This is a genomic window from Nostoc paludosum FACHB-159, assembly GCF_014698835.1.
GTDB lineage: Bacteria > Cyanobacteriota > Cyanobacteriia > Cyanobacteriales > Nostocaceae > Nostoc > Nostoc paludosum.
On record NZ_JACJTU010000033.1, the window covers coordinates 56,177 to 70,365 of the forward strand.

Here is a 14,189-nt window from a genome sequence, read left to right on the forward strand (position 1 = left end):
GAATTAATAAGGTTTAGATACCAAGCTTAATAATTTTCAGAAAATCAAGCAGATATATAACCATTGATTTTTCAACTATTCTGATTCCTGAATTCTTACTTTTAACTTTTATCTTTCTAGCGTCTGGAACGTCTGCGGAGTCGGTCAATCATTACGGCAACGATAATTACTAGTCCTTTGACGACTAGTTGCCAGAAGAAAGACATGTTCAACAGAGTTAAACCGTTGTTGAGGACAGCAATAATTAATGCACCCAGAAGAGTACCGCCAATTGTGCCAATCCCGCCTGTAAAACTAGTTCCACCTAAAATTACAGCAGCGATCGCATCTAATTCATAACCTTGACCTAATAAGCCACTAGCACTATAAAGACGGCTGGCACTCATAACTCCTGCCAAACCTGACAGCAATCCACTCACGCCATAAACAAACAGCAACACCCGATTAACTTTAATCCCCGTTAATCTTGCCGCCCGTTCGTTACCACCCACAGCGTAGATTTGCACTCCTAAAACAGTCTGCCGCAGTACAAACCAACTAGCTGCTACCGTCAGTAAGGCAATGATTACCAACCAGGGAAGAGGCCCGATATAGCTATTACCAATCCAAGCAAAATTGATATCGCGGTTAATAAGTGTCGTTCCCTTGGCAATCAAATAGGCAACACCCCGCAAAGCTGTCAGGGAACCCAATGTGACAATAAAAGGTGGCACATCCAAAAGCGCGATCAAAGCGCCGTTGAGTAAGCCCAAAAGCAATCCCGCCAACAAGCCAGCAGGCAAAGCTGCCCAACCTATAGCCGGAAGTAGCGACACCAGCAAGGCAACGACGGCAGAAACGGCCAACATTGAACCCACAGACAAGTCAATGCCTCCGGTGAGAATCACGAAGGTCATGCCTGTGGCTAGGACAATGTTAATCGATGCCTGCCGTAAGATATTGACAAGGTTACCGCCTGTAAGGAAGTTGGGTGAAAGGAAGGTAAATAAGATACAGATAAGTACGAGTATTGGTAAAATACCTGCAACTTCCAAAAAGGTGGCGATGGATTTCCCTTGGCGGGCCTTGGGATTGTTGCCGACTTTCCTATTGGTTGGTCTTATTGTTTGGCTCATGATTCTACTACTCCCGATGCTCCTGTTGCATAATGCATAATCTTTTCTTGGGTAATTTCTTTACCGGGACTGTCGTCGAGTTCGCCTACTAACTGTCCTTCTCGCATTACCAAAACGCGATCGCTCATACCCACGACTTCTGGTAATTCGCTGGAAACCATTAAAATAGCGACACCTTGGGCTGCTAACTCGCTGATAATTCGGTAAATCTCGCTCTTAGCACCGATATCTACGCCGCGTGTCGGTTCATCCAGCATGATGACTCTGGGTTTGATGGCTAGCCAACGTGCTAACAGTAGCTTCTGCTGATTCCCACCAGAAAGATCCACGGCTCTAATTTCCAAGTTAGCCAGTCGGATGTTGAAGTTTTCCACTGCTTCCGTCGCCAACCGATTGACTGAACCCCAGTTGACAACCCCTGCCTTGGCATCCTGTTTGAGTGTGTTCAAAGCAATATTCTTGCGGGAACTCATTTCTAGAAATAAACCCTGGTCTTTGCGGTCTTCTGGGACATAGCCAATACCGGCAGCAATGGCATCACTGGGGCTATTAATATTCAGTTTGACGCCATTCAGGAACACTTCACCACTAGCTTTGCGATCGGCACCAAAAATCAGCCGGGATACCTCTGTGCGTCCAGCACCCACCAGCCCCGCTAAACCAAGAACCTCACCAGCGCGAATTTGAAAACTAACTGGTTCAATCTTGCGTCCGTCGCTGATATTTCTAACTTCCAACACCACCGGGCCGGGATTGGTTTGGCGTTGATGTTCGTAAAAGTCCTGCATCGAACGACCGACCATCATTTGCACTAACCGCTGGGCAGAAATTTCATCCCGTGTGAGGCTGCCAATGTATTGACCATCCCGCAGCACGCTAATCCGGTCAGCCAACGCATATATTTCTTCCATGCGGTGACTGATGTAGATAATGGCAATGCCGTCGTCTCGCAGTCTGCGAATGACTTGAAACAAACGCTCAGTCTCGCGGTCAGATAAGGCTGCTGTTGGCTCATCCATCACTAAAACCCGACTGTTGTCTTTTAGCGCCCTAGCAATTTCTACCTGCTGCTGTTCGGCGATGGATAAAGTACCAACTATGGTATTGGCTGTAAAACTTGCTCCCAGGCTTTGGAGTACTAGCTTTGCTTCGTCCTCCATCGCTTTGCGGTCTAAGAACTGACCGCGCTGTAACTCGCTACCCATGAAAATATTTTCGGTAACGGTTAAGTTGGGTGCAACATTTAGTTCTTGATAAATCAGGTTAATTCCTGCTTTGCGGGCTGAAGCCGGATCGGTTATTTTCACTGGGGTACCATTGATGCGAATCTCGCCTTCATCGGCAATGTAAGCGCCAGCGAGGATTTTCATCAATGTGCTTTTGCCTGCTCCGTTTTCTCCCATGAGAGCATGAACTTCTCCGGGATAAATTGTTAGATTCACATTTTGCAGAGCAGGTACACCATGAAATCGTTTAGCAATCCCTTGCATTTCTAATACAGGGGCCGCGGTTGGTGCTTCAGGAAAGGAGGTTTCAATACTTGTGGTCACGAGTAACTCCTATAAAATAATGGGGATTGGGGATTGGGGATTGGGGATTGGGGATTGGGAGTGATGAGTTAGGAGTTAGGAGTTAGGAGTTGGGAGTTAGGAATTAGGAGTTGAGAATTAGGAGTTATTCCCCTTGTCCCCGTGTCCCCGCGTCTCCCTCATCTACCCAGTCCCCAGTCCCCAGTCCCCAGTCCCCAATTACCAACCTTTCTCTGTGCTGACGTTATCTTTGGTGATCAGCTTGACTGGAATCAAGATGGTGGGGTTAGCAGGTTTTTTACCGTTCAAAATGTCGTTGCCAACTTCGACTGCTTTTGCTGCCATGCCTCGCGGATTTTGAGTCGCTGTTGCTGCATATATGCTATCTTTGGCAGCGATCGCTTTCACTGCTTCTGGCGCACCATCGACACCAACAATGAAGAAGTCTTTGCGCTGTGCTTGGTTGGCTGCTAGTTCTGCTCCCACTCCACTGGGGTCGTTAATTGCAAAAACAGCATCAATTTTGGGAAAGGTTGTGAGCAAATCTGTCATGACTCTCAGTCCACCATCCCTGCTGCCTTCTCCATTTTGGTCTTTGGAGAGGAGTTTGAGATCGGGATATTTGGACAATACTTTCTCGCAACCACTGACTCGCTGAGTCACCGAGTCTACCTGAGGCCCATTGAGAATTACTACATTACCTTTACCTTTGAGGCGATCGGCAATATATTGACAACCAACTTCTCCCGCTTGCACGTTATTGGTCGTAACGGTAGCATCTACACCGCCTTCAGCACCTGTATCTACCGCAATCACAATTCTGCCTGCTTCTTTAGCTTTTTCCACTGCTGGCTTAATGCCACTTTTATCAGCAGCATTCAGGATAATAATGTCAGTATTCGACGCAGTGAAGTTTTCAATTTGGTTGGCTTGTTGGTTGAGGTCATAGGCACTGGAAACTACCGTTGTCCTGACATCATTCCCGCCGATTTTCTTGGCTGTGGCTTCAATTTCCTGTCCCATCAAGACGAAGAAGGGGTTACTTAAATCCCCTGCCGTGAAAGCTACCGATCGCAATTTTCCATCCTTACTACCTGCGTTACTCTGTGCGCTAGTATTAGTAGCAGTGTTACCAGGAGCGTTGGTATCAGGATTACTAGCAGTATTGCCATTTTCAGAACCATTCGAGCAACCAATTACAGTACCACCAACCAAACTTATTAAACTAGCTGCGATCGCAATTTTTCTTAAATTCATATATCTCCTCTTAAAAAAAATCTGAATCGGGCATTGGGCATTGGGCATTGGGCATTGAGCATTGGGAGTGCTGAGTTAACAATTATTCTCTTCTCCTTGCCCCCCTGCCTCCCCTGCCTCCCCTGCCCCCCTGCCTCCCCTGCCTCCCCTGCCCCCACTACCACCCTTTGTAGCTACCAAGGTTATCGCGGGTAACCAACTTGACTGGAACGAGAATCTGAGAATTACTCAGTTTTTTGCCTTGGATGATATCGTTGCCAACTTCAACGGCTTTTTGCGCCATTCCTGCGGGATCTTGGGCGGCTGTTGCAACAAATACACCGTCTTGGTCTTCCATTGCTTTGGTTGCATCTGGCGAACCGTCAACGCCAACAATAAAAAATTCTTTACGTCTTGCTTGTCTGGCTGCTAAGTCTGCGCCGACACCGCTTTGGTCGTTGGTGGCAAAAACGGCATCGATTTTAGGGAAGGTTGTTAGCACGTCAGTCATGACTCTCAGTCCGCCATCCCTTGTCCCTTCTGCGTTCTGGTCTGAGATGATTTTGATATCTGGATATTTAGCTAATGAACTCTTACAGCCACTGACTCGCTGATTGATTGAGTCCATCGGGGTACCGTTGAGAATTACTACATTACCTTTACCGTTGAGGCGATCGCCAATATACTTGCAAGCAATCTCTCCTGCTTGGACGTTGTTAGAGCTAATCATCGCATCTACGTCTGCGTCAACTGCCGAATCTACCGCAATCACGACCCTACCTGCACTCTTCGCTTGATCGATGGCTGGTTTAACTCCTTTTTTATCAACCGCGCTGAGGATAATTAGATCGGTATTCGCCGCCGTGAAATTTTCGATTTGGTTGGCTTGTTGGTTGAGATCGAAGGCACTGGAAACTGTATTAACTCTAATACCATCCCCAATTTTTTTTGCTTGTTCTTCTGCTCCCTTTTGCAGAGCTACATAAAAAGGATTACCTAAATCACCCAAGGTAACGCCGATTGTTTGCAATCCTTTATTTTCCAAACTCGTGTTAATAGCAGTATTAGTACTATCGTTGCTGCTGATGTTCGCTTTTGGCGTGTCATTACAACCAGCGATCGCAGTTCCAACAACACTTAATATGCTAGCTAATAAACAAAGTTTTTTCATATTTATCTATCATCCAACAATGCTTTTAAATTTGAGGAAAATTAGCAGAATATAAATCCGCAATATCTAGAATTCTGACAACATAACATTTAGTGATACTTCTAACTTTGGCAAGTTCAACTTCGACATCTAGTAATCTGATGTTCTTTGACTTTTTTGCTATTAGTTACACTAAATTTAGTTTTGCTGTAATCAGCAAAAGACTGAACATTGCAAGAATTCCCAGAATCCGGTTTTTTGCTTTTTTTGGCGAATTTATATTTGAAAGTGGTTAATCTGTAAACATTTGTTTCCTAAAATTCCTAGAATTTTAGACTATCGAGCTTCAAAGTTTTTATGTTATTCGGTTTTTTATTTTACCGTGGTTTTTTTACTCAAATTAATTTCCTTTATCGAAGTTTACAAAATTAAGAAGTGTTCTTCAGTTGGATGTAATATCATGTCAGATGAGTTACTTTTGACGATTTTTGATACAAAGATGAAGTGCGATCGCTAAAAGTCCTAGATGGCTTGGCGGCTGTTTCAACTGACTAGATAATTCTATAAAATCGAGCAATTGCCTGTAAGCTAAAGATATTTCTCATTTTTTCTACTCTTACAGACACAAATTCTACTATTCTGGTTGGAAAATATTCCCTTTGATTGAGGCTGAGATAAAAATTTTCGCTGACAATGATGAATAAAAAGTTATTGCAATCTCGACAGGCTCAATCAGCAAATAAAACATTTGCTTTTTGGACACCAGAAATTTAGAATTTTAAGGTTGGTGGTAAATATTTAGCCACTAAGTCTTCATAGTATGACTTGAGCTTTTGCCAATCAGGAGGATTGGGATTTTTGGAATATAAATCGTAGGGATTGAATAACTTCACCCATTTAAACATTTCTTCATCGTGTTTATCCATCAAATACTCGTAAGCGTTCTCACGATGTTGAGGATAAAATGAATGATAGCGAAGGATATACAATGCAGGTTCGGGCAAGTAACGTTTCATCATGCTATAGAAATACTCATCGTGTCCCCATGACATATGTACGTTACTCAATCCACAATTCGGCTCGTAGACACCATATTTAGTGTTATATTTCGGGTTATTGTAATCGGGATTCTCTTGGAAAAACTCCGAGAAAACAATTTTCTCCGAAAATGCACAACCTACAGGATAAGTATCACCAACAGTCGCCCATTGGGGTTCACCAAATAAGCAAAGTACTTTTCCCATATCATGAAAGAAACCTGTCAGTACCATCCAATCAGGATGACCATCAGCGCGAATAGCTTCTGATGTTTGCAACAAATGTTGTAATTGGTCTAAATCTGTATCAGGATCTGAATCGTCAACTAATTGATTCAAAAATTCCACCGCATCCCAAACGGTCATTTCTTTCTTGTCAAACTTTAAATACTCTGCTTTTTTCTGGAGTACAAAATCATATGTTTGATTAATATGATTTAAGCGGTAGAACTCTTTGACTGTATCCCTGATAGGCGTTTCGTAATTTCTGTATGCTTCAACAGTTTTGCCTTGTTTAACTATGCTGTTGGGATCGGGATAGCGATTGAGTAAGTCTTCTTCCCATTCTTCTAGCGAATGTAACGGATTGTTTTGAGTAGGATGATTGAGAATTTGAGACATATCTTCAGAATGGTTTTGCACACCTGTGCATAAACTTCAATTTGCTTATTTTTATTTTTGCACACGTGTGCAAAAACTAGTGTTAAGTTTTTTATATATCTACACAAGCGTGCATTTCCCTTTCAGCAAATATTCTTTACTTTAGGAAGTGAATTTTTTGTTGTGGATGGTTAAAAATGTTCATTTCTGGCTGTGGATACTTGACAATATTAGCCAACTCCTCCAATTGATTGATTGCTTCTGCACCCTCTAACTTCATTAATTCGCGGTCATCCCAAATTTCCATCCAAGTAATACCGTAATCAGACACTAAAAACCGAATCATGTGCTTTTCTCCCAGGTTGACCATAAATGAAGCGCTTTTGATTTGGTCGCCGCATGTATAGCAAGACGTAGCATAACCACTCTGCTCAAGTGCAATTGACAAAGCTTGCAGACTAATTACCAAGTCTTGGACGACTTGCTGATGTTGTTGCGCTAATCTGAGAAACATTTGTTTCCTCCTACTAATACAGTGATGCGATCGCTTGATATCGGACGCCTATTTGATTTGTGCTTTTGCTACAACTCGAAAAGCCTCCAGCCCTATTCCCTGGATGCAGATATCAGCTAAAATTCTTATTTAATTTGACGTAGGCACGGCAAAACGTCCACAGATGCTAAATTCCTAAAGCTGTTCTGATGTTTTGGACAATTACCTGAGGTGTTTCGATAACATCTATATATAGAGTGTTTAATGGTTCTTCGAGAGTATTAAACTGGCTATCGAGCAGCTTTTCGCTCATATAGTGGTTATGACGCTCTTGCAAGCGTTTTTGGATTAACTCATAAGACCCTTTGAGGTAAACTAGCCTGATACGTTCGCCATCTACGACAAGAAATTGGCGATAGCTTTCTTTGAGAGCCGAACACGCCAGCACCATACTTTTATTTTCTTGCAGCCAGTTTTTAATAGCTGTTTGCAAATTTTGTAACCAAGGTATTCTGTCTGCTTCTGTTAGGGGAATACCGCACCGCATTTTCTCAACATTCTCTAGCGAGTGAAAAGCGTCTGCATCGCTAAATTCCCAACCTAAAGAATTTGCTAGTAGTTTTCCTATGGTGGTTTTGCCAGCTCCAGAAACACCCATAATGATGATAATCATTGATTTGTCGTTCATAGTTTTGGAAAAAAGTGAAGTATAGCAGAAGGTAGAAGGCAGGAGGCAGAAGGCAGGAGGTAAAAGTCCTACTATTGCTGGCATTCAAGCTTGTCATTATGTCCTAACCTATGTGACTACCGCTATATATGGTACGAGGCAAGAGGCAAGAGTTAAGAAGGCTTGTTGAGTTATAAGGAGTTTTTTCAAAAATAGAATAGGGGTCTTATATCAAGTCCAGCTAATTACTTATTATTGAAATTTTTCAGTGTTGTCTAAATCATAAGTGTTTTCCCCAACATGATATTATTGACTGCGATCGCCATCATCTCAACCTGCCTCAGTAACGAGGAAGTAAGCCAACCGGAATATTTATTTTTGAAACAACAAAATTTGAATTAACTTTACTTTTTGTTACATTTTTCTCCTAACCTCAATTTTGTGTTGAGTTAGGGAAATGAATACATTGACAGATTACTCGACTTTGCTAATAATTAAAATTATAATGCACACGTTTGCATTAATTATGGTAAGATTATGAAGAAACGAAAAGTTTCAATAGAAGATATTGCTCGCCGAGCAGGAGTTTCTCACTCTACAGTTTCGCGTGCTTTGCGAGATAACTCTCTAATTAGCCCAAAGGTGCGAGAGGAAATTAAGAAGATAGCGCGGGAAATGAACTATGTACCGAATGCCATCGCTCAAAGCTTGCAAAATCAACGTACTAATACCGTTGGGGTAGTTGTGACTTCCATCGCAGATCCTTTTTATGCTGAGGTAGTAGAGGGAATTGAACTGGTAGCGAGAACGGCAGGATTGAGTGTTTTCTTAACTGCTTCACATCGAGATTTCAAGCAGGAAATAGCAGCTATTGATAATTTTCATCGCCGGAGAGTGGACGGGATATTAGTCGCTGATTCCCGGATTAATAAAAATAATACGAATGAAGTAGGAGAAATTGCTGTACCAACAGTTTTAATTAATAGTCAGACTGAAGATCAACCGGAAACATTTCACACAGTTACAGTGGATGACTTTTTAGGCGGTCAATTGGCGGTAGAGCATTTGATCGATTTGGGACACACGGCTATTGGTTATTTGGGTGTAGGCGATCGCAGTCAGTCGAATCACTTGCGTTTAGAAGGATATCGCCGGGCATTGAGACAAGCTAGTTTACCACAAAACAGCGATTGGGTGGCAATTAGTGATGAAGAGAATACCAGAATCAACGATGTTGATACTGGAAAAAAGATGCTACCTAAACTATTTAGCACTGGCGTCACAGGCATCTTTTGTTACAACGATATGGTAGCAGTTGGCGCTCTCTTAGCCTGCCGGGAACTAAATATTTCAGTACCCGAAGATTTAAGTTTGGTTGGATTTGACGATATTGCTCTTTGTCGTTACATAACGCCATCGCTGACGACAGTTTGCCAACCAATGTTGGAAATTGGTCGTTCGGCTATGCAAATGTTACTCGACTTATTAGAGGAGAAAAGTGTGGAAAACGTCGTTTTATCTCCTTTTCTAGTCAAGCGGAGTAGTACTGCTGCATTCGAGCAGACCAGAGAATTTGTAACTCCTAATTCTGCGCTCTTAATGCCCGATGGTCAATGCCCCATACCCCAAGACCAATGCCCAATGCCCGATAGTCAATGCCCTTTTTCAGGAACTTAGGAATAATAAGTAAACTTTTAGATTTTGGATAAAAATATGTTAACTAAAAAATGGAGTTTATCTAGCGATCGCTGTTTTGCTCCAGAACCAGAACAAAGACAGCTAGCGCGTCAATTTTTTGAGAGCATATCGAATCTACCGTTGGTCTGTCCTCACGGACACGTAGACCCAGCCTTATTAGCTAATCCAGCAGGGCGTTTTGGTTCGCCAACTGAATTATTAATTATTCCCGACCACTACATTTTCCGTATGCTCTATAGTCGGGGCGTACCTTTATCAGCTTTAGGCATACCTAGCCGCGATGGTTCGCCAGTAGAAACCGACCACCGCAAGATTTGGCAGGTTTTCGCCGACCATTTTTATTTATTCCAAGGCACTCCCTCTGGGTTGTGGCTGAAAGACGAACTTAGTAATGTCTTTGGAGTAGACGAGCCTTTAAATTCTCGCACTGCGGGATATATCTACGACTACCTGCAAAAGCTGTTATTGTTACCTGAATTCTCACCTCGTGCTTTATTCAAAAAGTTTAATATTGAAGTACTTTGCACTACCGATGCAGCCAGCGATCCTCTTGAGCATCATCAATCGCTACATCAAGAAGGTTTTACCCAAATAAGACCTACTTTTCGACCGGATGCAGTAGTCAATCTAGATACTCCTGGTTGGCGGGAAAATCTAACCAAGCTAGAAAGCGCTGTTGGGCGAGAAATTAGTACTTACGCTACTTTCGTAGAAACCCTAGAACAACGTCGAACTTTTTTTAAAAAAATGGGTGCCACAGCTACCGACCATAGTGCAGCGACACCTTATACCAAGCGCCTTTCCCACCAGGAAGCAGAAGCGATCTTTGCTAGAGCATTAGCTAACAAACTAAATCCGGGTGATGCAGAGCGTTTTACTGGTCACATGTTTATGGAAATGGCTCGGATGAGTGTAGAAGATGGACTGGTAATGCAAATGCATTGCGGTATTATGCGTAACCATAATTCGACTGTCTTTGAGCGGTTTGGGTCTGATAAAGGTGCTGATATTCCTTTGAAAATAGAGTGGACAGAAAATTTGCACCCGTTGTTGACAGCCTACGGTAATCATAAAGACTTTCACTTAATCCTATTTGGATTGGATGAAAGCACTTATAGCCGCGAACTAGCTCCTCTAGCCGGTCATTATCCCGCAGTCCTGCTGGGGCCGCCTTGGTGGTTCCACGACAGTATGAATGGTATGGAGCGATACTTCAATCAGGTGATGGAAACAGCTGGACTTTATAATACTGCTGGTTTTAACGATGATACACGGGCTTTTGTTTCCATTCCTGCACGTCATACAGTTTGGCGGCGTGTAGCTTCTAACTGGTTAGCAGGACTGGTAATACGCGGGTTAATTGAGGAAGAAGAAGGCTATGGAATGGCTCATGCTTTAGCTTATGACCTTGCCAAAGATGCTTACAAATTAAGCCGAAACTTCCATTAAATCTCTGTGTTCCTTTGCGCCGACCTTTGCGCTCCTTTGCGTTTAAAGAAGTTTTAGAAGGTATATTTTTAAACGCAGAGGGACGCGGAGTAAACGCAAGGGGACGCGGAGTTTTGTTAATTAGATAGAGGAATGATCGATGCCAGATTTGATTTTGCATCAACTTTTTAGCCTCAAAGACCAGGTAGCAGTAGTTACAGGTGGTTCTGGTGTGCTTGGTGGGGCAATGGCGCGGGGTTTGGCGCTGGCGGGAGCGCGAGTAGTGGTTCTCGGTCGCAATGAAACAAGGGCGGAGGCGGTTGTAGCAGATATTACTGCTAATGGTGGAGAAAGTATGGCGGTGCTGGCAGATGTTGGCGATCGCTCCCAATTAGAAATAGCCAAACACGCTATCTTTAAGCATTGGGGTCAGATAGATATCCTAGTAAACGCCGCTGGTGGTAATATTCCGGCTGCCACAATTACTGCTGATGCTAGTTTTTTTGATATGCCACACGTAGCATTTGAGGAAGTTGTTAGTCTCAACTTGGTGGGGACTTTATTACCCAGCCAGGTTTTTGGACAAGCAATGGTAGAAAGAAATCAACCCCAAGGTTGTATTGTGAATATTTCTTCCATGTCTGCTATCCGTGCGATTAGTCGGGTGGTTGGTTACTCGGCGGCGAAGGCGGCGATAGATAACTTTACTCGTTGGTTAGCTGTGGAACTCGCTCAAAAATATGGATCTGGGTTGCGAGTCAATGCGATCGCGCCGGGTTTTTTCATTGGCGAACAAAATCGAGATTTATTGCTCAATGCTGATGGAAGTTTAAGCGATCGGGGACAAAAAATCATCAACCATACCCCAGCTGGACGTTTTGGAGAACCGCACGAATTACTCAGTACTTTGATTTGGTTATGCAGTTCTGGTTCTAGTTTCGTCAACGGCGTAGTTGTGCCGGTAGACGGTGGCTTTAGTATTTACAGCGGAGTTTAGAAATGTATTCATTAGCCGTAACTAATAATGGGATACTTGCAGATGAAGAAGTTTTCCAACTAGTTCATCAAGCTTTAGCAAACCCTGAATTTGATAGACAGCGCATTTTAGTATTAATTCCCGATAGCACCCGCACTGCTCCCATTCCGCAAATGTTTCGCTTGCTGCACCACGAGTTAAATAACAGGGTTGCTGCATTAGATTATTTAATTGCTCTGGGTACACATAATCCCATGAGTGAAGAACAAATTAATCGTTTAGTTGGGGTGACACAAGAGGAAAGAGAAACAATTTTTAAAGGAGTTAACATCTTTAACCACCTTTGGAATCTACCAGAGACTTTTATTTCTTGTGGGGTACTTTCGGCTGAAGAAATAGCAGAAATTAGTAATGGAATGCTGCACCAAGAAGTTGAAGTGCGTGTTAATAAATTAGTTATAGAATATGATTTGATAATTATTTGTGGGCCAGTATTTCCCCACGAAGTTGTCGGTTTTTCTGGGGGAAATAAATATTTTTTTCCTGGTATTAGCGGTCAGGAAGTAATAAATTTATCACACTGGTTAGGAGCTTTAATCACCTGTTATGAAATTATTGGTACGCTTGGAATTACGCCAGTTCGGCGTTTGATAAACCGAGCCGCTAGCATGATTTCGACGCCGAAGCTTTGCTTGGCAATGGTGGTTGCACCGAAAACAAATCAGTTAGCTGGAATTTATATAGATAAACCAGAGTTGGCCTGGGAAGCGGCTGCAAAATTATCAGCCAAACTGCATATTAAATATGTATATAAGCCTTTTAAACAAGTGCTTTCAGTGATGCCCCAAATGTACGATGATATTTGGACGGCTGCTAAAGGAATGTACAAACTAGAGCCAGTAGTCGCCGATGGGGGAGAAGTAATTATCTATGCACCTCATATTACTGAATTTAGCTACACACATGGCGAAGTTTTAGCAGAGATTGGTTATCATGTGCGCGATTATTTTATTAAACAATGGGAGAAATTCCAAGAATATCCTGCGGGAGTGCTAGCACATAGTACGCACTTAAAAGGTATGGGTACTTTTGATTTTATAGAAGGAGAAAAACCTCGAATTCGCGTGACTCTAGCTACTGGTATTTCTCCAGAACGTTGTGCTGCTCATAATTTGAGCTATCGCGATCCGGCTACGATTAAATTAATGGAATGGTCTCATCGAGAGCATGAAGGTATTTTGCTTGTACCCAAGGCTGGCGAGATACTTTACCGTCTCAAGCAGTAAAGTTCGATTAGAGCAAGAAATGACAGCTTTGCGATCGAACTTCGGATTAACATAGGGCAATGTTTTTGTCGCTAGTTTTGATAATTAACGCTAAACCCAGGTATTTTAATCAAAAGATAAAGTTGACTTAAACAATTAAATTTATTAATGTATAATACAGTTTCTCATCATCTACATAGATTGATATGCGCTTTTCTCTGATTATCAGTGTAGGCTTGTTTCTACTTGCAGGCCTCAATCTACCAGTCATGTCTCAACCTCCAGTAGAGATAGCACAATTAACAGCCAATAATAATTTGCCTCAAAGACAGTTACAATTTAATCGCAATTTGTGGACTAAGCAAAATATTTCTAACTATCGCTATACATTTAGTAACGGTTGTTTTTGTATACCAGAAGCTAGAGGCCCAGTAATTATTGAAGTACGTAATGGCCAAACAAAATCAATCACTTCTGTAGCTACAGGTCAACCAGTTAATCCAGAATACTTTCAAAACTACAATACAATTCCTAAGCTTTTTAATGTGATTCAAGATGCTATCGCCCGTCAAGCCTCCAGTTTGGATGTAGCATACAATCCCAAACTCGGCTATCCTACCAAAATTAATGTCGATTACTATAGTCAAATCGCTGATGAAGAAATATATCTGACTATTGAGAATTTTCAAGTAATTCAATAAATACTCAGCTGAGTTTTGCTCAGTAGAAGCTGAATAAAATTTGATACTGAATTCAAAAGGCGATCGCACCCTGTTCGCCTTTTTTTATTGCATATATTACATTAACTCCAAAAATCCACACTTAATACAGATATCAAAAAGTAAAACTTTTACTCAAAAAGCACGGTAACCACAAAAATTTATTTGAGGTAAAATAGATAACAATTTTCCAAATAACTTCAATCTGCGTTACAAACGCTTGAGTTTTGGTTTATTAAGTTAAGAAAAATGGCTTCATATTTTTTGGTTATACCC

Annotated in this window: 12 protein-coding genes; 5 read left to right on the top strand and 7 right to left on the bottom strand. The window is 42.1% G+C overall.

What is annotated here, in order from left to right; all coding sequences use genetic code 11:
• Positions 1–116: 116 nt before the first annotated feature.
• From H6H03_RS26890 to H6H03_RS26920, 7 genes are all read right to left on the bottom strand, one after another.
• Positions 117–1,115, bottom strand: a complete 999-nt coding sequence (locus H6H03_RS26890; protein WP_190958112.1) for an ABC transporter permease subunit — start codon at positions 1,113–1,115, stop codon at positions 117–119.
• A complete protein-coding gene (locus H6H03_RS26895; protein WP_190958113.1) occupies positions 1,112–2,665 on the bottom strand; it encodes a sugar ABC transporter ATP-binding protein in 1,554 nt (517 codons plus the stop codon). Before H6H03_RS26895 ends, H6H03_RS26890 begins: the two co-directional genes overlap by 4 nt.
• Before the next feature lie 198 nt (positions 2,666–2,863).
• Positions 2,864–3,901: an ABC transporter substrate-binding protein gene (locus H6H03_RS26900; protein WP_190958114.1), complete on the bottom strand. Its 1,038-nt coding sequence runs from the start codon at positions 3,899–3,901 to the stop codon at positions 2,864–2,866.
• A 157-nt stretch (positions 3,902–4,058) separates the two neighbouring features.
• Complete coding sequence (locus tag H6H03_RS26905) at positions 4,059–5,051, bottom strand: ABC transporter substrate-binding protein (RefSeq protein WP_190958115.1); 993 nt, start codon at positions 5,049–5,051, stop codon at positions 4,059–4,061.
• Positions 5,052–5,800: 749 nt separating this feature from the next.
• Positions 5,801–6,709 carry an inositol oxygenase family protein gene (locus tag H6H03_RS26910; protein ID WP_313931925.1) on the bottom strand — a complete coding sequence of 303 codons (909 nt, stop codon included), beginning with the start codon at positions 6,707–6,709 and terminating at the stop codon, positions 5,801–5,803.
• Between the two features lie 115 nt (positions 6,710–6,824).
• Positions 6,825–7,181, bottom strand: coding sequence for a DUF1815 family protein (locus H6H03_RS26915; RefSeq protein WP_190958116.1), 357 nt, complete (start codon positions 7,179–7,181; stop codon positions 6,825–6,827).
• A 166-nt stretch (positions 7,182–7,347) separates the two neighbouring features.
• On the bottom strand, positions 7,348–7,833 hold the full coding sequence (locus tag H6H03_RS26920; protein ID WP_190958117.1) for a gluconokinase: 486 nt from the start codon (positions 7,831–7,833) through the stop codon (positions 7,348–7,350).
• 531 nt (positions 7,834–8,364) lie between these two features.
• Between H6H03_RS26920 and H6H03_RS26925 the strand changes: the two genes are divergently transcribed.
• The 5 genes from H6H03_RS26925 to H6H03_RS26945 all read left to right on the top strand — a co-directional run bounded on the left by H6H03_RS26925 (position 8,365) and on the right by H6H03_RS26945 (position 13,895).
• Positions 8,365–9,504: a LacI family DNA-binding transcriptional regulator gene (locus H6H03_RS26925; protein WP_190958118.1), complete on the top strand. Its 1,140-nt coding sequence runs from the start codon at positions 8,365–8,367 to the stop codon at positions 9,502–9,504.
• Positions 9,505–9,540: 36 nt separating this feature from the next.
• Complete coding sequence (gene uxaC / locus H6H03_RS26930; protein ID WP_190958119.1) at positions 9,541–10,974, top strand: glucuronate isomerase; 1,434 nt, start codon at positions 9,541–9,543, stop codon at positions 10,972–10,974.
• A 139-nt stretch (positions 10,975–11,113) separates the two neighbouring features.
• Positions 11,114–11,950 (top strand): SDR family oxidoreductase, encoded by an 837-nt coding sequence (locus tag H6H03_RS26935; protein WP_190958120.1) that lies wholly within the window; start codon positions 11,114–11,116, stop codon positions 11,948–11,950.
• 2 nt (positions 11,951–11,952) lie between these two features.
• Positions 11,953–13,215: a lactate racemase domain-containing protein gene (locus H6H03_RS26940; protein ID WP_190958121.1), complete on the top strand. Its 1,263-nt coding sequence runs from the start codon at positions 11,953–11,955 to the stop codon at positions 13,213–13,215.
• 185 nt (positions 13,216–13,400) lie between these two features.
• A complete protein-coding gene (locus H6H03_RS26945) occupies positions 13,401–13,895 on the top strand; it encodes a DUF6174 domain-containing protein (protein ID WP_190958122.1) in 495 nt (164 codons plus the stop codon).
• The last annotated feature ends 294 nt before the right edge of the window (positions 13,896–14,189 follow it).

Coding starts and splice junctions, on each gene's coding strand:
- H6H03_RS26890 (WP_190958112.1), bottom strand. CDS start 1,115: ATGAGCCAAACAATAAGACCAACCAATAGGAAAGTCGGCAACAATCCC.
- H6H03_RS26900 (WP_190958114.1), bottom strand. CDS start 3,901: ATGAATTTAAGAAAAATTGCGATCGCAGCTAGTTTAATAAGTTTGGTT.
- H6H03_RS26905 (WP_190958115.1), bottom strand. CDS start 5,051: ATGAAAAAACTTTGTTTATTAGCTAGCATATTAAGTGTTGTTGGAACT.
- H6H03_RS26915 (WP_190958116.1), bottom strand. CDS start 7,181: ATGTTTCTCAGATTAGCGCAACAACATCAGCAAGTCGTCCAAGACTTG.
- H6H03_RS26920 (WP_190958117.1), bottom strand. CDS start 7,833: ATGATTATCATCATTATGGGTGTTTCTGGAGCTGGCAAAACCACCATA.
- H6H03_RS26925 (WP_190958118.1), top strand. CDS start 8,365: ATGAAGAAACGAAAAGTTTCAATAGAAGATATTGCTCGCCGAGCAGGA.
- uxaC (WP_190958119.1), top strand. CDS start 9,541: ATGTTAACTAAAAAATGGAGTTTATCTAGCGATCGCTGTTTTGCTCCA.
- H6H03_RS26935 (WP_190958120.1), top strand. CDS start 11,114: ATGCCAGATTTGATTTTGCATCAACTTTTTAGCCTCAAAGACCAGGTA.
- H6H03_RS26940 (WP_190958121.1), top strand. CDS start 11,953: ATGTATTCATTAGCCGTAACTAATAATGGGATACTTGCAGATGAAGAA.
- H6H03_RS26945 (WP_190958122.1), top strand. CDS start 13,401: ATGCGCTTTTCTCTGATTATCAGTGTAGGCTTGTTTCTACTTGCAGGC.